Origin of the sequence: Candidatus Methanosphaera massiliense (assembly GCF_028890305.1) — an archaeon.
Taxonomy (GTDB): domain Archaea; phylum Methanobacteriota; class Methanobacteria; order Methanobacteriales; family Methanobacteriaceae; genus Methanosphaera; species Methanosphaera massiliense.
In genome coordinates this window covers 213,771-239,686 of the sequence record NZ_JARBXM010000001.1, presented here as the reverse complement: position 1 = coordinate 239,686, position 25,916 = coordinate 213,771, and the positions used below count along the sequence as shown (strand labels likewise).

Genomic DNA, 25,916 nt, shown 5'->3' with positions numbered 1-25,916 from the left:
AAGTATAAAATTTGATTAATCTTAAAGAAAAACAGTATTTTTCATGTTATTTAAAAATTGATAAAAGGAGGATGATTCATCTTCCTTTATTAAAAAAATAGTTATTTATCTAGCTTTAATTGTACGTTTTACTACAGGAACTTCTTTAAATAAAATTCTGTATCTGCATTTAGGACATTTAGCTTCTGAATATTTTTTAATATCAACTGTTTGTCCACATTTAATGCATTTGTACATGCTTATTCTCCTCCAACGATACGTTTTATGTTACGTTTTGCAACTCTTCCCATTGGTGTTGTAGGAACGTATGCTCCACCAGTAAATACATTTCCACATTTACTACATTTCCAGATACCAGCATGAGTTCTTTTTACACCTGGTCTGTCACATCTAGGACAAATATGTTTTTTGTGCATTTTGTCTTCGACATCTTTTACGGTTCTTTTTGCTTTTCTACCATATCTAGCACCAAAACGACCAGTAGATCCTACTTTACTTTTTTTAACCATTTTTTCACCTTCCGTTAAGTCAATATTAAAAAAATATTATATCATCTTTCTTAATACTCTAAATATTTACCGATGATAACAACTTATTTGAGCTTTAATTAAATAACAAAAACCTATAAAATGTTATTTTAATTTTTCTCATAATCTTTTCATTCTTTAACTAAAAGCGACAGCGAATTAACTGTACTTCTAATAATTAGCTTTAAAAATAATATTATTTCGGAATTAAAGTAATAGACACCTAAAATCTATTATCCTTATAATATAACTATATAATATTTTTAAAACTTATCTAATATAAAGTTTATGATTTTATCTTATTGATTACAGAAAATAATTCCCGTGACCTAATCTCAGCAATCTTTTTAGACCTAAGGACTTCATCTACGGTTAAGATATTTAAACCACTTTTCTGTATTGCACAGATACTTCCATCTTCTCTAAAACCAATGGAAATACCAGCATCCATCAGATTTTCCTCAGCATATGTAGCATCAACAATTAACTGATTATTAATCTTAACAACAGTACATAAAATACTCTTATTACTTATAGGTAGTGTTGTAAGATTATCTTCATCAAGAGTAATTTCACCGTTGACACTAGTTGCTGTAGGTATCTTTGTTGTTAATAATGCAGCTACAGCACCAAGACATGCAGCATCCATAATATTACCATCAAAGTCAACAATGTAAATATCAATGTGTAATTTCCATACTTTACTACCTTCAACGATGCATAACTTTTTTAAATCAACAAGTGGTGATTCACGAATAGTTCTATCTACAACACGTGATATTTCTACAGCAAACTTGTTAGGAGGACCATACTCAAAATTACGATTAGCAATAGGAAGTAATTCTGTGTTAGTTATAAGAATTCCCTGGTCTGGTGTGTTATTAAAGGGAGTGGTAATTTGAGCTTTAACACCGGCAACCACAGTAGTTTTACCAATAGAAACCTTTGCAGATCCTTCAGATTTTCCAATATAATTTGTTTTAATATGAATATCCCTATACTCTGTAAAAGATCTATGATCTACTCTTTTACCTTTATTTAACAAATCAAATATTTTCTCCTTAGAAATCTCCGAGATTATATTTACCATTAGTGTCACCACCATATTTGTTATATAATGTTTGTTGTTGTAACTTATTAATGAAGTAACAACCATCATAAGCTAATTGTAATGCTTCTTCAAATTCCTCACTAGTTAAATGGCCATCCATTTGTAGGAATGTAATCTCACCAGTTCTTGGCATAATTGCAACAGGCATATCTGCCTCTCCATTCTGGTCTTCATCTTCAGATAAATCTAATACAATATGACCATCAACTTTACCAACTGCACATGAACTAATAAGATCTTTCATTGGTATCTCAGCATCAGCTAATGCTAAACTTGCACCAATTATTCCAAGACATCTAGTACCACCCTCTGCTTCCAAAACTTCTATTGAAATATCTATAGATGCTCTCGGATATTTTTCGAGGAATATGCTTGGTGTAATTGCCTCTGATATTAATTTTGATATTTCAGTAGACCTACGATCAGGTCCAGGTCTTTTTCTTTCTTTAACTGAGAATGGAGCCATATTATATCTACATCTTAGAACTGCACCATCAGGTTTTGAATGTTTTTTAGAATGTAATTCTCTAGGTCCATATACTCCTACTAGTATTTTATTATGACCACATTCAATGTATGCAGAACCATCAGTATTATTAAGTACGCCAGTTTCCATCTTTATATTTCTAAAAGCATTATATGATCGTCCATCTTTTCTTATATATTGACTTGTCACTTTATCCCTCTATTTATGGATTTATAATCATATTTTGCACGTTTTTAATAAGATTATGTTTAAATGGTTGTTCTTCAATCTTTTCTATTATTTTTAAAATCATTTCAACATTTTCTTTCAAACCATTTATCCAAATTAATCCATTTTTTGCTACAATCATATCAGTATATGTATATTCTTGTATCATAGTTGTAATGAATGCATTTTCTTCACTTAGAAAATGTACTGTGGGTTGTTTTACTCTAACAATTATTCCCTGATTAAATTTACCTAGTCCACGAGCTCTTAATGTTAATTTTACTCTGTTTATTTCATCAACATTTGCTACCCTTAATAATAGCATATCATTAACATTTATAATATTATTAATATTCTGTTCATTTTTATCATACAACTCAGATGTTGATAAATATCCATGATATGTACTGTTAATATTTATAGACCATGATGAGTAGGATGAGCTAGTTACACGACCAATTATTAAATCACCATATTGTGGTTTGTAGGTATATTTGAAGGGTATAACACTAATAGTATCACTATTAATGTAAACAAGACCCGTAATATCTGAGTAAATTTTACCTTTTTCTTTGAAAGTACCTCTGCCTAGTTTATAACTATCATTATCTGTTAATAAACTTCCTGGAAGTACTACTTCTTTGTTTTCTACAAATAACATAGTATACTCTTCATTTTAAGAATGTTTATTTGAGTAGTTTTGTTTCAACTTCTCCATGAGTTAAACCACTTAGTGCAGTATAGAATTCATCTTGTAATCCACCAGGTATTTCTACTATACCAATCCAACTACCATCACTTTCCCATTCTTCTTTCATTAATTTACCATATTGTGTGATAGTTGAATAACTTTTACCAGCATATGTTCCTGGTATTTTAACAGCTACCTGTACTTTTTCTATTCTTATAGGTATCTTTGTTAAAATAGCTTTTACTGTTGGTTGTATTTGTTCTTCTACTGTTTTCATTGGATCAATATGTACTTTTGCTTCTTCCATTGCTTTAGCTATACGTTTTGGTGGATGTGGAAGTTTGGTCTGTGGATTTATTGCTTCTCTGGCTATTTGATTGATTACTTGTTTTGTTTTTTCTTCTTGCATTTTACGTCTTTGGTTTGCTGTTATCTGAATTGTTCCTTTATGGATAATTTTATCAGCTACAACTAGTGGATCAGTACTTTCAAATGCTTTCTTCATTGCTTCTTCAGATGCTTTATCTGCTTTATGTGCATCTTTATATATGTCTTCTACTGCTAATATTTCTTCTAAATCTATGTCTTCTCCGCGTTTATAATCTGCTGCAAGTTCTGGATCGACTAATATTTCAAAGCGTTCTCCATAACTTTCTAAACGTGCAATTACTGCATCGTCTACATTAACCATAGTTTCACCTTGTCTTATTTTTTTTATTGTAAGATGTTAAAATAAATTCGGATTTTAATCTTTATTTAAATTTGTATTCTATTTTTTCAACAACTATATATTAATATCTTTGTTATTATTATAATAAATTTAGCAAATAATTATTGATTACAAGAGATAAGTTAGATTTTATTAAAAATTAGACATGTTATGGGGTGGTTAATAAAATGGGTTAGTATGAGAAGGATGAAGTTATTCTTCATCTTCATTCTCATCAGCAGATTCTTCTTCGGCTTTTTTAGCTTCTTCTTTTGCTTTTCTTTCAGCTTCTTTTTTAGCTTTAGCTTCAGCTTTTTTAGCTTCTTTTTCCTCTGCTTCTTTTTTAGCTTTTTCTTCAGCTTCTATTTTTTCTTGTTCTTTACGATCAAGTACTTTTTGAACATATGTATCGATATCGTCGCTCTCTAATTTTCTGTATTGAGCTGTACTTTTATCAATTACTGAAATTTCTACGCTGTCATCAGCTATTTTTCCATCTGTTGCTACGTATATTCCTTCAATTGCTAAGTCAATTGCATCTTCTAATGAAATATCATCTTCGTATTTGTCTTCAAATAATTCTAATGCTTTGTCACGTCCAAGTCCTATAGCTGTAGCTTTATATTCTACTAATGCTCCACTTGGGTCTGTTTCATAGATTCTGCATTCGTCGTCAGATACTCCACCGATAATTAAGGAGATACCGAAAGGTCTTACTCCACCACTTTGGGTGTACATCTGTTCAAGGTCACCGAGGTATTTTGCTAATCCTGTGACTGTTATTGGTTCGTGGTATTGTAATTTGTTTACTTGTGCTTGATTTCTTGCAATGTCAATTAATCTTCTTGCATCTGCTACAAGTCCACTTGATGCGGTAGCAATATGGTCATCTATTTTGAATATTTTTTCTATGGATGATGGTACTACTAATTTACTTTTTATTTTTTTATCTACTGCAAGTACTACACCATCTTTAGATACTATACCAATTGATGTTGTTCCTCTTTTTACTGCTTCTCTTGCGTACTCAATCTGGAATAAACGTCCATCTGGGCTGAATACTGTTAATGCTCTATCATAGCCTGCTCCTGAAAATTGTTGCATATTTTCTACCTCACTTTTGTTTTATTTTGAAAAAATGTTATTATTATTTTAATGTTTTTTATGTATTTTTTTTATTGTATTTACATATCTATATTTACAATTACTTATTATTACTATTTGTTATTAATATATTTTTCACATAATCTTATATAAATATAGTTTTAAAATATAGTTTTTTGGTGGTTAAAATAATTTAAAATAGTTATGAACTCTTTATTTTTAAAAGAAAAGAAAATAATAAGATTAACTTAAAATCTTATTCGTTTATAATGTTTTTAGCATTTGTAATAACATTGTCTACAAATTTACTACTACTTCCAAGATATGTGTGAGGATCCATTGTCTCATCAATTTCTTCTTGTGTTAAATATTTAAGTATCTCTTCTTGACTTGATAGTATTTCACGTAATCCTTTATCTTCAGCATATGCTTCCATTGCACAGGATCTTACAAGACTGTATGCACTTTGTCTACCCATACCTTTTTGTGTTAATTTAGACATAAATCTTTCAGCCATAATAAGACCATTACTTAGGTTTAGGTTACGTTCAATATTATCTTCGTGGAATTCTAATTTTCCGAATAGTTTTATTGAAAGATTTAATATGTAATCTGTTAATATTGCTGATTCTGGAAGTATAATACGTTCACAGGAGGAGTTTGTTAAGTCTCTTTCATGCCATAATGGGTTGTTTTGTAGAGCTGCATTTACGTATGATCTTACAACTCTTGAAATACCACAGATTCTTTCACCAGTAATAGGATTTCTTTTGTGTGGCATGGTACTACTACCTACTTGTTTTTTAGGGTCGAATTTTTCTCCAACTTCCATAATTTCTGTTCTTTGTAGATTACGTACTTCTAATGCCATTTTTTCTAATGTACTACATATGTTTGCTAATGTCATTACATATTCTGCATGATTATCTCTTTGAACAACTTGGTTGGATATGTGTACTGGGTTTAATCCTAATATTTCAGATACTCTCATGTGTATATCGTAACCTACTTCTCCAAGAGCTGCTGTTGTTCCTACTGCTCCTGTCATCATTCCTACGCATAAGTGTTCTTTTGTTAAATCTAATCTGTCTAATTGACGTGTAAGTTCATCTATGTATATTGCAAATTTCATACCATATGTTGTTGGTAGTGCATGTTGACCGTGGGTACGTCCGATTGTAACGGTATTTTTGTGTTCTTCTGCAAGATCTATTAGAAGTTTTATGAGTTTAACTACTTTTTCTCTTATAATTTCTATTGAATCTTTTAATTGTAGTGATTGTGATGAATCAATAATGTCATTACTTGTAGCACCATAGTGAACATATTCTCCTGCACCATTATCACATACTTCTTCTAATGCTTTCATTAAAGCTGCGATGTCATGGTGCGTAGCTTGTTCTATTTCATCTACTCTTTTTTGCTTAACATATTCTGTTGTAGCTTTTTTATTAATTTCTTCTGCAGCATCTTTAGGTATTAAATCTATTTCTGCTTCTGCCTTTGCTAGTGCTGCTTCTACTTTCAACATATTTTGTAATTTTGATTCCTGTTCCCATATAGCTTTCATTTCAGGTGTACCATATCGGAATTCTATTGGATGTATTGCCATAATAATCAGTTATTATCTTTTTATTAAATTTATTTAAATATCCCTATTGTAGATATTCATAATTTTCTAGAATAGTCTTCTATACTTTATTTATGATTTTTATTATTTTTATATTAGTGGTCTTGAAATATTTTTTAAAAAAAGAATTAATTATTTTAGAGGAGGTCATATTTATTATCTAATGTTTTAATTGTTCCTGAAGTACCTAGTGTATGGATTACAACACGGCTATGTTTGTATCTTGTTATTGTATTTAGGACCAGTATCATTTCTTTTTCATAGCCTCTTCTACATTTTATGATACATTTATATTGGAATCTTTTAGGATTTTTGATTTGTTTAATATTAATTAGCCATAGGTTGATTTTACTTGATTCAATTTCACCATATGTATTTATTAGGTTATTCCATAGGAATGTGATTATTTCATCTTTTTTTATTTTACATTCGCTATATAAATTGAATGCTATGTATCTCTTTTTTTCTCTTAATGTTGGTGGTAATATTTTTAATTTCATCATGATAACAAAAACCTACAATACTTACTTTAATCTTTAATTATTTGAACGCCTTCAATAATACTATCTTTATGTATGCCTATATTTTCAATTATTTTCATAGGATTATCAGAAATAGTTTTTATACTATAATCAGTATCCATGTCCATAAGTTGACTTAATATTAACATAGCTTTTGGTGAACGTACATCATAAAATGACCTACTACCACTACTAAGAATAACTCTGAAATTATACTTTCTCTGTAATAATAGTAATTGATTAATTTGATTTAATATTCTTGACTTATAATATCCATGATTATGAAGAATATCTGATAAATTAATATTAACAGTAATATTATTCTTAACAAGCATTTTAGCAAGAATATGATTTATTCCACTATTTCTCTTATTATTGTATGGATGATTAATAATATCAATCTGAGGCATTTCACATATAGAACGATTAATCTTAGTATCTCCACCATTTGCCATGATAAGATCTACCTTTCTATAAAAACGTTGAACAGTCTTGTGAATAAGTTGAGGATTATTCTCATTAATACATATTCCATGATACAATTTAATATTTGTAGATTTATTCAATTCATTAAATTTATCAACGGTTTTCTTGTTATAATCTTTAGAATCATAAAATATACATGCACCACTAAATTTAAAATCTTCTAATGTCTTAATTATTTCCATATTTGGTGCAATATTAAAATCATAAAAAATAGTCATATAAGTTACCTTGGAAAATAGTTATTTCAAATAGAAAAATATTGAAGTTATAAGAAGTTAAAGATTTTATGAGCAACTTCAATTGCATTATCTTTACTTACGGGATAACTAGCAATTTTTATTCTAACATGTATGGCATCGCCTGAGTAAGTCAACTTAAGATTTTCATCTAAAGCCTCTTGTTTATCAAAGCGTAGGAATAAGTTTCCTTTTTCATCCATACGACGACTTAATTCATTTTTAATAATTTCTTTATCATCTGATGATAAATTTTCATTAAGAAATTCTATGAAGTCTCTGTTTAATCTTTTTTTAGTTATCTTATCTGATAAAATAACAATATCATTACCGAAATGATCTTCAGTAATAGTTTTTTCAGGTAAAGGATTAGAAAAAAGGTAACTAATAGCATCAATTACCTTTTCTTCATCCTCGGTTCCATAAACAAATGTTCTATAAGTTATATTATGGATCATTTATCTAACCTTTTCAGCACCTTTACCTTTTTTGTATAATCCTCTTCCTCTTTTACCTGCGCCAGTTAAACCTCTGAAAGCACGGTTTGTGTGTTTTTTACTGCAAATCCAATTGATTTTGTTATCATGTTGGATTGTTGGGCATTGAGGGTCTACAAGGATTACTTCATAGTATTTTGCTTTACCATCTTCCCAAACCCAATAGGAGTTAAGTACTTCTAAGTTAGGGTATTTACGTGCAACACGTTCCTCAGCCATTCTTTGAATGGATTTTTCTCCTGAGATTTTGTTAACACCCATTCTTTTAGGATCTCTACCGTTTTTGAATCGTGATTTTCTTCTTGATCCTCTTCTTACTCTAATTCTTGCAATAACGTAACCTGTTTTTGCTTTGTAACCTAATTGTCGTGCTTTGTCGATTCTTGTAGGTTTGTCAATTCTTATAATAACAGGTTGTCTTCTCCATTTTGGTAATCTTTCTCTCATAAGTTCGTTAACGTATGAGTCTTTTGGGTTTTTCCATGCTTCTTTCATATACTTATACATTATATCTACCTCATTGTTCAGCTGTTAAGCCACATCCAATTTAAGTTTTTATGTTTTGTATATTGAAGGAGTATATAAGAATAATAGTAAAACAATTATCCATTGAAACAGTATTATCACTGTTTTCTTATTAATATTCTCCTAAAATATAAAAAAACTAATATAAATTAGTTTAAGTTATTATATTCATTAAATTTGGAATATTAATCCCTAATTTTCATATAATAAAATGTATTAAAATTAGACTATACTAATAGCACATTATTATATAATCTTTATACTATACAATATTTCTTTTTAGTATTATATAATAGTTTGTAAATATATATTATACAGAAAAGTATAGGTAGCGATATAAAAATGGAATTTTGTCCAAATTGTGGAAAAGTTTTACTTCCAAAACATGGTATACTTCACTGTTATGAATGTGGTTATGAAAAAAAACTAACTAAAGACGAGAAAAAAGACTATGTTATAGAACAAGACGTGTCTGACAAACAAGATATTGTAGTAACAGGAGATAAAGTTAATACATTACCTACCACAAAAGGGTTATGTTATCGTTGTGGTAATCGGGAATTAGAATGGTGGATGGTTCAGATGCATCACTCAGATGAAGCAGAGACGAGATTTTATCGTTGTACTAAATGTGGAAATACATGGAGAAGGTCTAATTAAAAAAAAAGATTATAAAAAAAGATTATTGTAATGTTCAATATTATTTTGAAAAACTTAATTCCAAGTTATCATAAAGGTTTGGTATTTTATCACTAGTTTTTCTTTTCATTGATTCCATTATTTTATTTTGTTTTTCATGTGTTTCTGTAATAGCTAAAATTTTTTCGATTTCTTCCAAATCCTCACTTTTACACATCCAACCTCTAGTCTTACCGGCAACTTTACTTAAATCATCAAATTTATCTGGTGTATAGTATTTGAAGAATTGTTTTATTTTTTCTTTTTGACGGTCATTAATTTTTCTAGTTAGTTGGTAGTATTTAGTTGATGTGTTACAGTCAATTGTTGAAAGTCGTAATCTTAGCCCAGATTCATCACTTATCATAATACCGTATTTTTTATTTATAATTACTATATACTATATTTTTTGGTAGTTAGTCATTACATTTACTATACAATTTATAATAATAATTAATTTTATTACTATTTTATATAATTTACTTATAAAAGAATTATGTAAACTTTGTACTAGTAATTTTATTAAAATTATATATTTTTTATTTCAAAATATTTTCCAAATAGAATACTAATTTCAAATTGTTAATTATTAAATTATTCTATTTTTCACAGGTTAATTCACTAAAAAAATATCTGAAAAAAATTAGTTATAAAATTAACATGTAACTGGATAATGTTTATAAAAAGAAGTCTATTGGTTTCTTTCATATAAATTAAAATAATTATAATTGAAAAAAAAATTTAAAAAAGAATGTATATGAGAGTAATGTTGTTAATTAATAGATTATAATGGTCCTTTATTTTCTCGACCTTCGCGAATTCCTGTACCTGCTTCTCTCTTCATAGCTTCAGGTTTAAATAACATTTTAACAAGGTTATCTGCATGCTGGGTTGCACGGTTATATGCTAATTGTTTAAGATCTTTTTCATCCTTTCCTTCATCTTCATGCACAAATACTTCAAGAATATGAGTATTGGTCATTAATTGTGCCTGTATTAAACCAGTACTAGCTTCATGTGCACATAATTTATCTATTTTTTCACCACCAGGCATACCAAATGCCATGACAATATCACACTCATCTTCTTCGATGAGTTTTTTTGCAGTAACTGGTAAATCTTTAACTCCTGGAACATATCGTTCTATGAATTTAACTCCAGCAACCTGTTCTTTAATTCTTTGTACTGCAGCACTTGCCATATCAAATCTAGCAAATGTAGTGCTACATATTCCTATTCTTTTTGTCATTAATTAACAACACTCCCTAACTTATTTATTTATTAATAATTTCTTTTACTTCAAATGATTTTTTAAGTCTGTCTAGGTCAATGTAACCTGTATGATACATTTTACCTGTTACCATATCATTGACAATGATTTGTGCTGGAGCAAAGATGTCTTTAGGCATTTTATAGAAATCTTTACCTGCTTCTTTAAATAATTCTAGGAAACTTTGACCATATTTATCTGATGCTGATGATGGAAGGTTAGCTGCTAATTCTTCAAGGTCTTCTCCTTCATCAGGTTCAATATAGAAGTATGCTCGACCACCAAATATTATTGCATCATTAGTTTTACCCATTGCTTTAAGACTATCTGGATCTACTGGGGTAATAGGTGTGATACCTGCAGCATATGTAACTTTTGTAACATCAAAGTTCATCATTTCCTGCATTTTAAATAATCCAGTTTCTAAAGTTCTACCAGATATTTGTATTGAACCTACTAGAGATGATGTTGGTGCTACAAGAATTGTTAAATTTTCTGTTTTTACTCCACATTCATCTGCAATGTACTGTGCTACTTTTTCGTCAGGTAATTTATCTGCTTCTAAAGTTATTACAGCTATGTCAGATTCTTCTTTGTAATTTGTTATTTCATATATTTTAGCATCTTTAAATTTGTGTGCTTGTCCTGGACCGGAACCTATTGCATAGTAACCATCCACATCTATTTTCCATCCAGCTTTTTGTGAACCTAATGTTGTTAATGCTGGAAAATCAGTTTTTACTTTTACAGCAGGCATTGCCATTATGTCACTAAGGTCTCCTGGAATAGATATACCTACATCACATATTCCACCGAGACAAACTTTTGTAAATAATTCTCCACCTTTAATACTACCTTTTGCATTAACACCACAATCAATTACAACAGTTCCATTAGATAATGTTGAGGGTATTAGTTTTAATTTTTCAGAATCTTGAACCATTTTATCTGCAATTTTTTTTGCTGATATGTTCATACTTTCACTCATATTTTATTTCTCCATTAAACATTAGTTAAATAATATCCATAATACTTTATTATTGTCTATTATTCTTTACATAGTAGTTTTATTACTTATTTTTAATATATTTTTAATTTATAAGAATCTTTTTTATTTTTAGTACTTTTTTAATATCTCTCTGCATTTATCCCAATCATGTTCATAGATATGAAGACTCATTGCATGATGTACCATGTTAACTAATTTAGTATTGGTGTTTTCTGCTACATAGTATCCTACTTCTCTTATTCCGAAGAGATTAGGAAATGTAGCTCCTCCACAATCATTACTTCTGAAGAAGTCAGTCATATATAATTCATCATTTCTAATTAGGAATGCTATTTCCTGTAAACATGGTATTTCATCTACTTTATTATCTTGTATAGGGTCTATGGTTATTGCTATTGCACGGCGAGATTCACGGCAGTTGTTTAGTTTTTCAATACATGTGTCTAGTTGGTCAATACCAAAATATTGTCTTAACCTATTTCCATAGGTGTATACAAATCCTTGGTCATTATTAGGGTCTAATAATTCTTTTTTATAAGTTTCTAATCTATCATCATGCCATGGTGAGCATTCTGGAATAGTATTATCATCAGGGTCTGTAATTTCTATTACTATGTTTTGTAGTTCTCTTGTTAAGCTTCCACGTTCATCTGTAACTTCATGTCCTTCTTGCATTATCTTTTTTACACATGTAAGCCATGCTTTTGCTATTGAATTTGTTCTAATAAATTTTGCCATTAATCTACACACCCCTTTCTTTAATATTATCTAATAGTTTTAATTTTCCTTCCGCTATGTCTTTTGGTAGCATACGCATACCACAATCAGGATCTATTATAATGTTATCTTCTTTAATGATGTCCACTACTTGTTTCACTGTATTTTGGACTTTATCTTCATCGTCTATTTCGTCTAATTTGGTGTTTACACAGCCTATTCCTATTAGTTTTTTGGAATTATGCCAAGTTTTTCTGAGAATGTCGATGTTTTGTGGCATTCCTGAGAATTCAAAGTCAAGTCCATCTACCTTAAATGTTAATAATTCTTTTAAAACATCTTTTAAGTCACCACATACATGTAACATGACTGGAATATCAACAGATTCACTAATTATTTCAACAGCTTTTTTTGAAATGTTGATATCTTCTGCACCTGTTGATATAAATGGTTCATCTATTTGTATTGCACATGCTCCTGCTTTTTCTAAAGCTTGTGCTTCAACACATAATGCCTTGGCCATGTCATATATAGCATATTCTTTCTCAGTGTAAAATTTAGAAATCATTGATGAATGAATTAATGTTGTAGGGCCAGTTAATACTCCTTTTATACCCTTTTCTTCATGTTCAAAGATTGCATCTAGTGAAGCATGTAATTGGTATGAGGGGTTTATAGATTTTGCTGTTTTGTATGCTAGCTGTAGGTCTTTTACTGAGATAGGATGAGCTGCTGGCGTAATTTTTCCATTAATATAAACAGTATTATCCTCTATTTTAAATCCATTTATTTTACTAGCAAATATTTTCACCATATCTCCTCTTACCTGACCATCACATATAACATCTATGTTAGATTTAGCCAATGATTTTACAGAGTCTATTATAGCTTGTTTGTAAGGGTCATATAGTCCAAGAGATTGTGTGATTTTATCATTAATGCTTTCAGCTTGGAATGTATTAGTTGGATAACTACCAACCACTGTTGTAATGATATTCATATTATCGAGTCCTGGTTGTTAATTTTATATTATATTTAATATTTGTAAATTGTAATTAATAGTACTTAAGTAATCAAAAAATGAGTGATAAAAAAGAGAAAAGGGGGTTAGGCATATGTTATTTTTATTTTCTTATGTGGTATTGTTCTTTTGAATTTCTTTTTAGGATAACCAATAACAAATGTTGAGTTCATATGTTTATTTTTATCGATTTCTGGGAAGAATTCCATGAGTCTATCATGATCTATCTGGTCAGCTTTAAGTATGAATAAAGAATAAAATCCACCTAATCCCATAGTATATGCCATTAATTCGACTCTTGTAGATGCTATTACAGCACTTGTAATATCAGTTGAAAATGCTAATATTAATTGATGTCCTGTCCATAGAAGTGGATGATATTTATGTGATGTATTATCTTTTAGATATTCTCCTAGTTGTTTTATCCGATAAAATTCATTTTCTTCTACTTTAATTATATCATATACTAATTGCATGAACTCATCTAATTTTTCATCAAGTACAACAAATTCAACGTCTTGTTTATTCATTCCACTAGGACTATAATATGCAGCTTCAAAGAGTGTGTTGAATGTTTCTTTATCTATTTTTTTATTAGTGAACCATCGTATACTCCTACGTTGTTTAAGAAACTGTAAGTAATCTTCTGAAGATATAGGTATTTTTGTTGCATCATATTTTTCAACACGGTCCTCTTGATCTTCATATATTTTTAAGGATATTGCACCGGTTGGACAAATAGCCATACAGTGTCCACAATTAAAACAATCTCCACCTATTTCTTTTACTGTTGGATTAACTTCAATATTGTCCCTTATACAAACTGATTCACATAATCCACAGCCTATACATTTATCAGTATTAATATTTAGTTTCATAAAATTAACTCCTTATTAAATATTATTCTTTTCATCATAAAAAAAGTAAAAAAAATATGGAATGGGGGTTATTATCTTTTGGTTGTCACAATATGTGCCATAACCATTGCACTTAAGAAGAGATATGTTACCAGTGCCGATCCATTGATTGTTCTTGTGATAACAAAGAATCCTAAAACGGTTTGAGCAATAAATGCTGATAGTGATCCTATCAGTAATGCTTCTCTTCCTAAATATTTTTTATTTCCACGTTCTCGTTGAACTCTATATTTATCTAATACTTTAAGTCCTACAATTATTACAATTAAAATCCAAATAATGATTAATGCTAATGCTAGATAACCAAAATCAAATCCTACACCAAATATTCCAGGTAAGAAGTAATCTATAACATCTTTTCTAGTTACAAGGATACCGTAGAATAACGGGAATGGTAAACCGAAGTATGTGATAAAGGTTAATGGTAATGATATATATCCATCACTATTTCCTGTACTTGCATTTCCCCAGTAGGTTGCATTTGCATTATGTCCAAGTACATTTGTGTTATCAATAACTAATTGAAGACTAGCAAATTGATTTGTATTCATACGATCAATTCTTGCTAATGGACTTATAATTTCCATATGTAATAATTGAGATAATCCTTCCATAGCTCCGAAAACTACAAACAATGCCACAATAATCAACAGAATTCTTCGAGCACTTAATATGGAATTTTCCCTTCTAAATGTTTTACTAAGAATGAAAAATCCGATAACTAATCCAAGAACCCACATGAGTAAGAAGTCTCTGTGAACTATTGCTCCAAATATAGTAATACCAGCAGTTATTAAAATAATTAATAATCTAATATTAGATGTTTTAATATTTTGATCTCGCAACATTGGAAGAATCGCCCACGACGTTACCACAACCAGTATAGCTATAGGACCATATGGGTGGGTAAATTCATGATGACTCAACATTGGTAGTAGAAGACAAATAGCATCCACACCGAATAATAGAGTTATTCCTACACCTAATATTAAAGATAATAGAAATATTAAGCTGAAACTTAATGGTAAGAAGTTTAATATTAAAAGAACTCCTATATGTATAAGAATAGCAACTTCTAAAATTAACATTAGGTGATTAGTAGCTATTAATGCCATATAATCATCTATCCTCCAAATAAATTCCTATCTGAATTTAATTGTTTGTTGAATGTATAATTCAATTAATTACTATAATTATATTAATATTTTATTTTATTAATAATTATGTTAAAATAAGTCAAGAAAACATCATTAATAATTTTCAAAAAACAGTATGATAAAATCGGATATTAAATAAAGAGAATAATAAAAAGAATATTTATTTATTATTAGTATTTTTCATAATGAATTCTTTCTTCATGGAATTTATCCATAAATTTATTTTCCTGTCCTTCACCAGGATAACCTAAAGTAATTAAGCAGAATGGTCTTACATTTTCAGGTAAATCAAATATTTCTGCTATAGGATTCATAATATCCTGCCATGGAGCAACTCCATTCCAGAGACCACCTAATCCAAGATTACATGCTTCAAGTAACATGTTTTCTGCAGCTGCACTCATATCCTGTTGCCATGCATCTTTATAGAATGATAAATCAATATTTGCTACTAATACAATCACTGCCTGTGCATCTTTAGCACGTGGTTTGATTTCACCTAATTTATCAATGGTTTCTCTGTTTTTAACAACAATAAATTCCCATGGTTCTGCACCTAATCTGCTGCCTGGTGCCTGCATTCCAGCTTTTAATATTTTTTCAATCTTTTCGTCTTCTACTTCTTTATCAGCATATTTTCGTATACTTCTACGTGTTTTAATAATTTCTTCTAAGTCTGCCATTTCATATCACTTCTTACTTTTATCATTAATTATTAAATTATGATAAGAAATATATATTATGAAAAATAATAATATAACTATCTTATTCTAGGGCTAGTAGCTCAGCTTGGTAGAGCGTCGCCTCGGCATGGCGAAGGCCTCGGGTTCAACTCCCGACTAGTCCATTTTAATAATAATGTATTAAATTAATTATTCTTGTTTTCAGAGTATGTTTTATATATTTCATTAACAATTAGATCTATAAGATTATCAGTTTCAACGTGTCTATCCACATGTTTATTTTCTAATAACTCCTTAGATAATGCGATAATTTCATTTAAATCTGTTGATCTTTTCATCAGACCTTTTTCAATATAATATGTATCTACTGATAATTGTTTTCCAGGATAACATGATATAACAGGGGTTCCTAAAAGAGCTGCTTCTCTATTCATTGTACCACCAGCACCAATAACAAGATCTACTCTCTTCATTAGACTAAAAGTATCAACAGGTGTTTTTATAACTTGAACATTAGGTATGTTCTTAAATATATCACTCTGTGCTTTAAACCGTGGGATTACAAGTATATCTGCAATATCTTTTAACTCATTAATGATAGGTGTTAGCACGGACTTTGTACAATCTGTATCTAAATATGATGCTAATGAGGGTTCAGGTCTCATTAATATAACATGTTCTTTAGTAAGTTTTATTCCTAAATCTTCAAGTATATTCTCATTATATTTGAAGTCCTCTAGGTGTGTAACTTCACAGGTACCATTATATCGGACAATATTGTTGGGATCCATTCCAAATTTAATAGTATTCCATACATCAAATATTTCGGGTATAATTAGTTTGTTTGTCAGTGGTAATGTTAATTTATTTGCTGCTACAGCATGCTCATTATCAAGAATAAATATGTTGGGTATACCTAGTCCAAAAGCGACTCTAGGTAATTCAATTGAATGTTTAGTGATAGCAACATCAATGTCCTGTTTTGATATGAATTTTGATAGTTCATATGCACGTTTTGTACTTGATAATAACTTTTCTTCGAGTGTAACACCATGATTACCGATAGAAGTATATTCTAATCCAAAAATATCTAATAAATCATGTATATTAGAGTAATCTCTTGCAGTTATTAGAACGTCATGCCCATCTGCTTTTAATTTTTTAATAATTCCATTAAAAAATCGTACGTGGGGCGTGTTCACAATATCAATCCATATTTTCATTGTTGTTGCTCCTCATAAAGTTTTTGTTATTATAAAAAAAGTAGAATAAGTAAATTTAATTTATTTACTTATTTGAATGTTTTAAATAGTTTAATTTAGTTTGCATTGAGTCTTTTGCTTTGGAAGTCTTTGTAGGTTTTTATAACTTCATCAATACCTTCACCAGTTTTTATACTACATTTAATTACTGGGATGTCTGGATTGATTGTTTTTATATCGTTAACCATTTTATCAGCATCTGCTCCAACTGCATCAGCTATGTCTATTTTATTAACTATAGCCATATCAGCATTTTTGAAAATCATTGGATGTTTCTCTGCTGTGTCATCTCCTTCGGTTACACTGATAATAACTGTTCTTACGTGTGCACCTATTTTGAAGTCTGCTGGACAGATGAGGTTTCCTACATTTTCGATGAATAATACGGAAATATCATCGAGTGGTACGTCTTCTAGTGAGTGTTCGACTAGATGTGCGTCTAGGTGACATTCTTTTCCAGTGTTTAATCCTTTTACTGGTACTTTTTTTGCTTCAATTCTTTTTGCATCAAATTTACTTAGAATGTCTCCAGCAATTACTCCGATGTCATCATCCATTTCATCGATTAATTTTTCGATTAATGCTGTTTTACCTGAACCTACTGCTCCTACAAGGTCTACGGTAAATACTCCTTTTTCATCAAATTTTTTTCTGTTATCAAATGCTATTTGGTCATTTGCTTGAATAATATCTTGTTCTACTTCTATGCTTGCTACGTTATGCATTTTCATCTTCTCTTTCTATTTTTATTGTTTTAATATTACATTCTTGTCCTTGGATAACATGTACTCTTGTACTGTCACATTTTGGACATGTAGCTACAGCCATTAAATGATCCATATTTTCATCTGTTTCACTTATACCCTTGAAACCACATTTTTCACATTCTATTTCAATAGGAATCATGTTAATGATTATGTCTGCATCTTCCATGATGGTATCTTTTATTAGTACATCCATCATGAATCTTAGTTGTTCTGGGTTTAGCATGGTTAGTTCTCCAACTTCCAGTACTGCTTCTGTTACACTGATTGCATCATTTTTCTTTGCAGTATCGAGTATTGCTTCTACCATACTATTTGCCATAGATAATTCATGCATTATATGCTAACTCCGATTATCTTTTAGTATTACTTAAATCAGTATTACTTAAATATTTTTTATATAATTATTTTTTTAAAATTGAATTTATTTATCACTATTTATATTTGTAAGTATAATATTATAAAATTACTTTATTTTTTCATGATGGTTTCTCAATTATCTGTAATAATAAAATAATAAAAGTATACTTACTCCTTGTTGTCGATTTTTTGTCAATTATTAAAATCAATATATCAACATATACTAATATATTGGTAATTAATATAAACTTTTTGTTTATCCGAACTATCAGTCATCACTTAACAGACTAATAAAAATAAGATACTATTTTATAAATGAAATTCATAAGTATTAATTAGATTATGATAACGCATTTTTTTCTAGGAAAATAAATAATTCTAGAATTAAATACAATTATGAATAGTACTTATTATATTAGATTTTTAAGGAGAGTAATATTAAGTGATTATTGGAGGATCAGCATCTCAAGCTCTAGCTGCAGAAGTAGCAAGAGAACTGGATGATAAACTATGTTCTGTTGAAACAAGAAAATTTCCTGATGGAGAAAGATACTTTAGAATAAAAGATGAAATACCAGAAGACGAACCAGTGATAGTAATTCAATCAACTGGATATCCTCAAGATGAAAACATGATGGAACTATTTTTCATACTCGATATTCTTGGAGATATGAATGTAACAGATATAACACTAGTATCACCATACCTAGGATACAGCAGACAAGAACGCAGATTCAAAGAAGTAGAATGTATCTCAGCTAAAGCAATTGCAAAATTAATACAGACAATGGGCGTAAAACGGGTAATCTCTATAAACCTACACGAACAAAGCATATGTGATTTATATGATATACCAGTAGATAATCTATCAGCAATGCCTGCAATAGCAGCATATATCAGAGAAAATTATTCAGATAAAAAACCAGTAATACTAGCACCAGATAAGGGCGCAGAAAACTTTGCAAAGGAAATAGCAAGAATACTAAATACGGATTATGATTATTTAGAAAAAGTTAGATTATCACCAGAAAAAGTAAAAACAAAAACTAAAAGTATCACAGTAGATAACCGTAGTGTTATAATTGTAGATGATATAATAAGTACTGGGGGAACTATTGTAAATGCAATAGATATATTAAAAAGACAAGGTGCAAAAGCAGTAGATGTTGTTTGTGTACATCCAGTACTAGTTAACGATGCAATACTAAAAATAAATGCAGCTGGAGCAAATTCTGTAACAGGAACAAATACACTAAAAAGTGAAGTTGCACATATAAGCGTGGCTAAAACAATAGCTAATCATTTAAAATCATTATAACATTTCTTTTTTTTTAAAAAAATAGTAATTAGATAATAGATTAAATAGTATTAATCTTTATCTTTATAGTTTTTAGGAGAACTTCTTTCCTTATCATGGTTATTCCTACGATTGTTTTTATGATGAGGATTAAATTTGTTACTTTTTTTATTATGCCTGTTAAAACGTTTCTTATCAGAGTTTCTTTTCTTAGATTTTTCTCTAGGTCTTGCTGGTTCAATGTGAACTCGTTTATTTTCAATATGAGTGTCACCCATGAATCTATAGAAATCAGATGAATTTTCAACAGGAATTTCAACAAATGAGAAATTATCAAAGATATCAATATTACCTATTTGACGATTATTGAGTCCGGTTTTCTCATGAATAGAATTAATAATAACATTCACAGTAATATCTTGTTTTCTACCAACACTCATAAAGAATCTTACAAAACCTTCATGAGCACCAGTATCACCAAATTCCTCTTCCTTGTATTTATTCTCATCCATTATACCTTTAAGTAGTGTGGCTGCAATATCAATTGAATTATAATCCTCCTCTACAAGTCTTTCAATGATATGAACCTCTTTAGATATGTCCTCTGTGTTAATTCTCTTTTTTAAGTCATCAATGAAATTATCTTTCTTAACTTCAGCTACATCTGTAAGTGATGGTATTGGTGCTTGTTCAATCTTAGTTTTAGCATATCTCTGAATATCTCTTAATTGATATATTTCACGTCCAGATACAAAACTATAAGCCTTACCTGTTTTACCAGCACGTCCAGTACGACCTATACGATGAACATAATACTCATTATCTGTAGGAATATCATAGTTAAATACTGCTTCAACACCATTAACATCAATTCCACGTGCAGCTACATCAGTAGCAACAAGAATTTCAATATTTCCCTTCTTAAACTTGTCCATTACACGGTCACGCTGATTTTGAGTTAAATCACCATGTAATCCATCAGCTAGATAACCTCTTATTTGAAGGTGACTTACAAGTTTATCAACCTTTCTTTTAGTATTACAGAATACTAATGCTAAGTCAAAGTCATATAAATCGAGTAATCTGGATAATAATTCTAGTTTCATATCCTCTTTAACTTCAAAGTATTTCTGTTCAACATCAGGAGTTGTTAGTTCATGCTGTGTAACTTTAACTATTTCAGGATTATTCTGATATCTCTTTGCTAGTTGAAGGATTTCCTCTGGAAGTGTAGCAGAAAATAACAGGAACTGCCTTTCATATGGAATATCTTCTAAAATATATTCTATATCTTCTCTAAATCCCATGTCTAACATTTCATCTGCTTCATCAAGAATAACAGTTTTAATTGTACTTAAGTCAAGAGTACCCCTGTCAATATGATCCATTACTCTTCCAGGAGTACCAATAATAATCTGAACACCTTTTCTTAATGCTTTTATCTGTCTGTCAATAGGCTGTCCACCATAAATAGGTAATACATTTATTGATGGCAGATATTTAGATAATTTCTTTAATTCCTCAGCAACTTGTATTGCTAACTCTCTTGTAGGACAAAGTATTATTGCCTGTAAATTGTTATTTTCACTTTCAATATTCTCTAATAATGGTATTCCAAATGCAGCTGTTTTACCAGTACCTGTTTGTGCTTGACCTGTAACATCTTTATGATCTAATATTTTAGGTATCGCTAATGATTGTATAGGTGATGCTTCTTCAAATCCCATGTCTTTAACAGCTTTCTGTATCTCTGGAGATATATTTAAATCTTTGAATTTTAATTTATCCATAATTGGGTTCTCTCCTTATATTAAATAATAATTTTCCGTTTTATCATTCTTTTTTCATCATTATTAGAAGTGATATTTAAACTAAATAATACTGGCGTATTATTTTTCATTGTCATAAATCAGTTAATTTTAATATATTTCCTTATTTATTAATACTTTTGATATAAATAATCCTCTTAATGCTAATCTTACTTTAATTGAAAAAAGAATAATTTTCCTCTAATCATAAATCTTTAATTATTACTATTTAGTGTTATCTAAAAATAGGATTAATACATTAATAAAAAAATAAAAATAGAATAGAAGTATAAACTTCTAGTTATTGGATTTTGATGGTTTAGAACTTATAATATCATTTGTGTTTGGAATCATATCTTTGATTTTGTCAAGACGGTTCTCTTTTAGTTGTTTGATAAATTCATCTTTTCTAGGTCCTACAAGTGCTTCTTCTAGAACATCTGTCAATGTTTTTACAGGGATAATTTCAATTTGTTCCATGTATTTTTTATCAATTAATACATCATCAACATTAGATGCTGGTATAAGAACTTTTTTCATTCCAGATTCAGCAGCAGCTTCAATTTTGTAGGTTACTCCACCAATAGGAAGTACGGTTCCACGAACACTTAATGAACCAGTTAATGCTAATGTTTGGTCAATTGGTATGTTTTCTATTGCTGATATGATTGCTGTAGCCATGGATACACTTGCACTGTCTCCTTCAACTCCATCATAGGATTGTACAAATTGTATGTGTATATCATAGTTGGATATGTCTTTACCAATACTTTTCTTAATGATAGCTCCAACGTTTTGCACTGCTTCTTTTGCAATATCTCCAAGTTTACCTGCTGCAATAATTTTACCTTCTTCTTTACTTTGAGATGGTGCTGCTTCTGCTGCTATAGGTAATACTATACCACTGGAGTTTCCAATTACTGCTAAACCATTGATACAACCAATTTTTGCACCCTGATTGGAGAATACACTGTATTGTTTTCTTTGTGTTATGTATCTGTCAGCTATTTGTTGTTCTAGTGTTCTGGATTGTTTTTTAGCTTCGAATACATGGTCTACTGTTACTTCATTTGCTCCTTGTTCTACTGCAACGTCACCTGCTGCTCTTACTAGACCACCAAGATCTCTTAGTTTAAGTGTTAATGCATCTTTTTTACCTGCTCTACGTTGTGCTTCTTTGATTATTTCAGCTACTGCTTCTTTTGAGAAATGGGGTATTCTGCCATCATTTTTAACTTCTTGTGCTACGAATTGTACGAGTTTTTCACGGTTTTCTGGTGTATCTTTCATGCTGTCTTTCATGAATATTTCATAACCGTATCCTCTTATTCTTGATCTTAATGCTATGTGCATGTCATCGAGTACTTCGAGGTTACCTGATGCTACTAATACAAAGTCACATGGAACAGCATTTGTTCTTACCATTGCACCACTACTGGTATCACTTTGTCCGGTGATTTGATATTTATGTTCCTGTAGTGCTGTTAGTAGTTCTTGTTGTGTTTTCATACTCATTGTACCAATTTCGTCTATGTATAATACACCTTTGTTTGCTCTGTGTATCATTCCACTTTCTACTCTTTCGTGAGCTGGTGTTCCTAGTCCTCCAGATTGGTATGGGTCGTGTCTTACATCACCTAGTAATGCTCCTGCATGTGCTCCTGTTGCATCAATGAATGGTGCAACTTTTTTGCTTTCATTGTTAACTAGTAATTTTGGTACTAATTGTTGACTTTTTGGTTTTATCTGATATAATGCAAAGAATACTATACCAACTGCAATAATTGCTGTTAGGAATTGATTTGTTACAAATCCTATAGCCATGATTAGTGCTATGATTGCTATTGTCAGGATATTTTTTCTTTCTTCCTGACCTTTGAATTGTTTTTTAGCATTTTCCACTATTTTTTTTCCTTGACCTGCAGGCATTACTCCTACTAGTGGATTGTTAGGATTTTCAACGTTAGGATATATTAGTATATCTTGTAAGTCTTCTGGTGGTAATAGTTCTGCCATTGCTTTTGCTAACATTGATTTTCCTATACCAGGTTCACCAATTAATAGTACATTTCTTCTCTGTTTTGCTGCTTTTTTGATTGTTTCTACTGCTTCTTCTTGTCCTATGATTTGATCTATTAATTTTGGTGGGATTTCTATGTCTTCTGTATCTTTGTATTTTGAGGGATCGATATCAGATACTATGTGGTCACTTAAATCGTAGTTTGATTCTTTGATTTCTTCTTTTCTTGATTCTTCTGTTGTTTCAGCATTTTCTTCTGTTTTAGATGTATCTGTATCTGTTTCTATTTTGTTATCTGTAATAGCATCTTGTTTTAAATCATCATTATTAATGCTTGATTCCTCTTCGTATATTTCGTCATTATTTGTATCCGTCAATAATTAATCCTCCTTCGGAATTAATTTTTTTCATATGATTTTTTAGATTTTTTTTTATATTATTTTTGTTAGAATTATTTTTTCTTCTATACTATAATATTATGTTCTATTATTTAAATTATTCATATATATTTAAGTAACCTAAGGTATTTAAAATGTACCTTTTTTTTTAAAGACAATGACACTAAAAAATTTAACATTATCAAAAAAAAGTTACAGAATAATTAATAAATTTTAAAATTTACCATAGTATTAAATCAAACAACATTACAAAAATAGTATCACTAAACAAAAAATAAATGAGGAATAGAAGAATGAAATACCTAATGTTTCAAGGAACATCATCAAATGCAGGTAAAACCCTAACTGTGGCCGCGTTATGTAATCTACTATCACGAAAAGGTTACAGAGTAACACCTTTCAAATCACAAAATATGTCTTTAAACTCTTATACTACAATAGATAATGACGAAATGTCCATAGCACAGGTAATGCAAGCAGAAGCAGCAGATATAGAACCAAACTGTAATATGAACCCAATACTTCTAAAACCAAAAGAAGACTTCACATCACAAGTAATAGTCCAAGGAAAACCCGCAGGAAACATGCAATTTGATGAATACCAAAACAATTTCAGACAACCAGCAATCAAAGCAATAAAAGAATCATTAGAATACCTAAAAGAGGACTATGATATAACCATAATAGAAGGAGCAGGTTCACCAGCAGAAATAAATATGTATGATAAAGACCTGGCAAACATGCTCATAGCAAGAATGACAGATGCAGACGTAATACTAGTAGCAGACATAGATCAGGGAGGAGTATTTGCATCAATTGTAGGAACATACTTCTTAATACCTGAGGAAGACAGAAAAAGAATCAAAGCAGTAATTATCAATAAATTCAGAGGAAACGCAGAAGTACTAGACTCCGGAATAAAAAAAGTAGAAGAACTGACCAATATACCAATAATAGGGATAATACCATATGATGAAACACTAAATCTACCAGAAGAAGACTCAGCATCACTATCAACACACCACTTCAGTGAAAATGAGAAAATAAACATAGGAACACTAAGACTTCCAAGAATATCCAACTTCACAGACATAGACCCACTGGACTACGAACAAGATATAGGAATAAAACTAGTAGATATCTACGATAAATTCGACAACTTAGATGCTCTAATCATACCAGGAACAAGAAACACAGTAAATGACATAGTAGAACTAAAAAAATCAGGAGCATTCGACTACATAGAAGAAGTATCAAAAGAAATACCAGTCTTCGGAATATGTGGTGGATATCAAATGCTATCCAAGAAAATCATAGATAAAAACTGCTCAGAATCAAAATATGGGTCAGTTGATGGATTGGGATTACTAGATATAAAAACAGAATTCGGACAAATAAATAAAGTAGTAGAACAAAGTAGAGGAACAATAATAAACGATAGTTCACTAGGATTCAAAAAAGGAACAGTAGTAAACGGATATGAACTACACGAAGGAATAACAATACTAAACGATGCAAAACCATTCATAAAAGTAGAAAAAGGAAACGGTAATGATAAAACAGGTCAATTTGATGGAGCTATAAAAAACAATATATGCGGAACTTACTTCCATGGTATATTCCATAACTTTGAATTTAGACGAAACTTCACAGACCAGCTAAGAATAAATAAAGGATTAGAGCCATTAGGTATCACATCAAAGGATGAATTTAAGGAATCAAAAAGAGTAAACTACAATCAACTAGGTGACTTATTCGCAAATAATGTTGACATGTCATTCATATACAATTTATTAGGAATTTAAAAAAAAATAATCAAATAAA

General features: G+C 29.9%; 27 protein-coding genes, 1 tRNA gene and 1 pseudogene. 4 read left to right on the top strand and 25 right to left on the bottom strand.

Translation table 11 applies throughout. The features are described from left to right. Positions 1-105: 105 nt before the first annotated feature. The 12 genes and pseudogenes from OTK55_RS01175 to OTK55_RS01120 form a co-directional block, all read right to left on the bottom strand. A complete protein-coding gene (locus tag OTK55_RS01175) occupies positions 106-237 on the bottom strand; it encodes a DNA-directed RNA polymerase subunit P (RefSeq protein ID WP_274870086.1) in 132 nt (43 codons plus the stop codon). Between the two features lie 2 nt (positions 238-239). Beyond that, a complete protein-coding gene (gene rpl37A, locus OTK55_RS01170; RefSeq protein ID WP_274870085.1) occupies positions 240-509 on the bottom strand; it encodes a 50S ribosomal protein L37Ae in 270 nt (89 codons plus the stop codon). Between the two features lie 304 nt (positions 510-813). Beyond that, positions 814-1,617 (bottom strand): exosome complex protein Rrp42, encoded by an 804-nt coding sequence (gene rrp42, locus OTK55_RS01165; protein WP_274870083.1) that lies wholly within the window; start codon positions 1,615-1,617, stop codon positions 814-816. Beyond that, positions 1,589-2,314, bottom strand: a complete 726-nt coding sequence (gene rrp41, locus OTK55_RS01160) for an exosome complex exonuclease Rrp41 (protein WP_274870081.1) — start codon at positions 2,312-2,314, stop codon at positions 1,589-1,591. Before rrp41 ends, rrp42 begins: the two co-directional genes overlap by 29 nt. A gap of 13 nt (positions 2,315-2,327) precedes the next feature. Next, positions 2,328-2,993, bottom strand: coding sequence for an exosome complex protein Rrp4 (locus tag OTK55_RS01155; protein ID WP_274870080.1), 666 nt, complete (start codon positions 2,991-2,993; stop codon positions 2,328-2,330). Between the two features lie 25 nt (positions 2,994-3,018). Further along, positions 3,019-3,714, bottom strand: coding sequence for a ribosome assembly factor SBDS (locus OTK55_RS01150; RefSeq protein ID WP_274870078.1), 696 nt, complete (start codon positions 3,712-3,714; stop codon positions 3,019-3,021). 369 nt (positions 3,715-4,083) lie between these two features. Then, positions 4,084-4,836, bottom strand: a pseudogene (psmA, locus tag OTK55_RS01145) (archaeal proteasome endopeptidase complex subunit alpha); the annotation flags it as partial. Positions 4,837-5,092: 256 nt separating this feature from the next. Then, positions 5,093-6,448, bottom strand: coding sequence for an adenylosuccinate lyase (purB, locus tag OTK55_RS01140; protein WP_274870075.1), 1,356 nt, complete (start codon positions 6,446-6,448; stop codon positions 5,093-5,095). Between the two features lie 155 nt (positions 6,449-6,603). Continuing rightward, positions 6,604-6,969: an Rpp14/Pop5 family protein gene (locus OTK55_RS01135; protein WP_274870074.1), complete on the bottom strand. Its 366-nt coding sequence runs from the start codon at positions 6,967-6,969 to the stop codon at positions 6,604-6,606. 26 nt (positions 6,970-6,995) lie between these two features. Beyond that, positions 6,996-7,691, bottom strand: coding sequence for a ribonuclease P protein component 3 (gene rnp3 / locus OTK55_RS01130; protein ID WP_274870072.1), 696 nt, complete (start codon positions 7,689-7,691; stop codon positions 6,996-6,998). 47 nt (positions 7,692-7,738) lie between these two features. Continuing rightward, positions 7,739-8,167 (bottom strand): RNA-binding domain-containing protein, encoded by a 429-nt coding sequence (locus OTK55_RS01125; protein WP_274870070.1) that lies wholly within the window; start codon positions 8,165-8,167, stop codon positions 7,739-7,741. Beyond that, on the bottom strand, positions 8,168-8,713 hold the full coding sequence (locus OTK55_RS01120) for a 50S ribosomal protein L15e (protein WP_274870069.1): 546 nt from the start codon (positions 8,711-8,713) through the stop codon (positions 8,168-8,170). A 360-nt stretch (positions 8,714-9,073) separates the two neighbouring features. On the opposite strand from OTK55_RS01120, the gene OTK55_RS01115 reads away from it, so the two are divergent. Then, positions 9,074-9,391, top strand: a complete 318-nt coding sequence (locus OTK55_RS01115; protein ID WP_274870068.1) for a transcription factor S — start codon at positions 9,074-9,076, stop codon at positions 9,389-9,391. 40 nt (positions 9,392-9,431) lie between these two features. Here the strand turns inward: OTK55_RS01115 and OTK55_RS01110 are convergent, their stop codons facing one another. The 8 genes from OTK55_RS01110 to OTK55_RS01075 all read right to left on the bottom strand — a co-directional run bounded on the left by OTK55_RS01110 (position 9,432) and on the right by OTK55_RS01075 (position 16,183). Then, a complete protein-coding gene (locus OTK55_RS01110; protein ID WP_274870066.1) occupies positions 9,432-9,776 on the bottom strand; it encodes a hypothetical protein in 345 nt (114 codons plus the stop codon). A 417-nt stretch (positions 9,777-10,193) separates the two neighbouring features. Further along, entirely contained in the window at positions 10,194-10,658 is a 465-nt protein-coding gene (ribC, locus tag OTK55_RS01105; protein WP_274870064.1) for a riboflavin synthase, read from the bottom strand. A gap of 25 nt (positions 10,659-10,683) precedes the next feature. Continuing rightward, the gene (gene mch, locus OTK55_RS01100; RefSeq protein WP_274870063.1) at positions 10,684-11,667 is read right to left on the bottom strand and encodes a methenyltetrahydromethanopterin cyclohydrolase; all 984 of its coding nucleotides are present in this window, start codon (positions 11,665-11,667) and stop codon (positions 10,684-10,686) included. Between the two features lie 129 nt (positions 11,668-11,796). Further along, positions 11,797-12,426: a thymidylate synthase gene (locus OTK55_RS01095; RefSeq protein WP_274870062.1), complete on the bottom strand. Its 630-nt coding sequence runs from the start codon at positions 12,424-12,426 to the stop codon at positions 11,797-11,799. Positions 12,427-12,430: 4 nt separating this feature from the next. Continuing rightward, a complete protein-coding gene (locus OTK55_RS01090; RefSeq protein WP_274870061.1) occupies positions 12,431-13,405 on the bottom strand; it encodes a methionine synthase in 975 nt (324 codons plus the stop codon). Between the two features lie 107 nt (positions 13,406-13,512). Next, the gene (locus OTK55_RS01085) at positions 13,513-14,304 is read right to left on the bottom strand and encodes a nitroreductase family protein (protein ID WP_274870059.1); all 792 of its coding nucleotides are present in this window, start codon (positions 14,302-14,304) and stop codon (positions 13,513-13,515) included. A gap of 71 nt (positions 14,305-14,375) precedes the next feature. Continuing rightward, on the bottom strand, positions 14,376-15,458 hold the full coding sequence (locus OTK55_RS01080; RefSeq protein WP_274870058.1) for a hypothetical protein: 1,083 nt from the start codon (positions 15,456-15,458) through the stop codon (positions 14,376-14,378). Positions 15,459-15,670: 212 nt separating this feature from the next. Continuing rightward, entirely contained in the window at positions 15,671-16,183 is a 513-nt protein-coding gene (locus tag OTK55_RS01075; RefSeq protein WP_274870057.1) for a nitroreductase family protein, read from the bottom strand. Positions 16,184-16,273: 90 nt separating this feature from the next. On the opposite strand from OTK55_RS01075, the gene OTK55_RS01070 reads away from it, so the two are divergent. After that, positions 16,274-16,347, top strand: a tRNA-Ala gene (locus tag OTK55_RS01070). Between the two features lie 21 nt (positions 16,348-16,368). On the opposite strand, the gene OTK55_RS01065 is transcribed toward OTK55_RS01070, so the two are convergent. From OTK55_RS01065 to hypA, 3 genes are all read right to left on the bottom strand, one after another. Further along, entirely contained in the window at positions 16,369-17,406 is a 1,038-nt protein-coding gene (locus OTK55_RS01065; protein ID WP_274870056.1) for a DUF354 domain-containing protein, read from the bottom strand. A gap of 95 nt (positions 17,407-17,501) precedes the next feature. Next, complete coding sequence (gene hypB, locus OTK55_RS01060) at positions 17,502-18,170, bottom strand: hydrogenase nickel incorporation protein HypB (RefSeq protein ID WP_274870055.1); 669 nt, start codon at positions 18,168-18,170, stop codon at positions 17,502-17,504. Continuing rightward, entirely contained in the window at positions 18,163-18,546 is a 384-nt protein-coding gene (hypA, locus tag OTK55_RS01055; protein WP_274870054.1) for a hydrogenase maturation nickel metallochaperone HypA, read from the bottom strand. The genes hypB and hypA overlap by 8 nt, the downstream gene beginning before the upstream one ends. A gap of 465 nt (positions 18,547-19,011) precedes the next feature. On the opposite strand from hypA, the gene OTK55_RS01050 reads away from it, so the two are divergent. Next, positions 19,012-19,887, top strand: coding sequence for a ribose-phosphate diphosphokinase (locus OTK55_RS01050; protein ID WP_274870052.1), 876 nt, complete (start codon positions 19,012-19,014; stop codon positions 19,885-19,887). A 50-nt stretch (positions 19,888-19,937) separates the two neighbouring features. Here OTK55_RS01050 and OTK55_RS01045 read toward each other — a convergent pair whose 3' ends face one another. Both OTK55_RS01045 and lonB read right to left on the bottom strand, forming a co-directional pair. Continuing rightward, positions 19,938-21,656 (bottom strand): DEAD/DEAH box helicase, encoded by a 1,719-nt coding sequence (locus OTK55_RS01045; RefSeq protein WP_274870050.1) that lies wholly within the window; start codon positions 21,654-21,656, stop codon positions 19,938-19,940. A 315-nt stretch (positions 21,657-21,971) separates the two neighbouring features. Next, entirely contained in the window at positions 21,972-23,981 is a 2,010-nt protein-coding gene (lonB, locus tag OTK55_RS01040) for an ATP-dependent protease LonB (protein ID WP_407652432.1), read from the bottom strand. Positions 23,982-24,385: 404 nt separating this feature from the next. Here lonB and cobQ point away from each other — a divergent pair, with 404 nt between their 5' ends. Then, positions 24,386-25,897: a cobyric acid synthase CobQ gene (cobQ, locus tag OTK55_RS01035; protein ID WP_274870049.1), complete on the top strand. Its 1,512-nt coding sequence runs from the start codon at positions 24,386-24,388 to the stop codon at positions 25,895-25,897. Positions 25,898-25,916 lie beyond the last annotated feature (19 nt).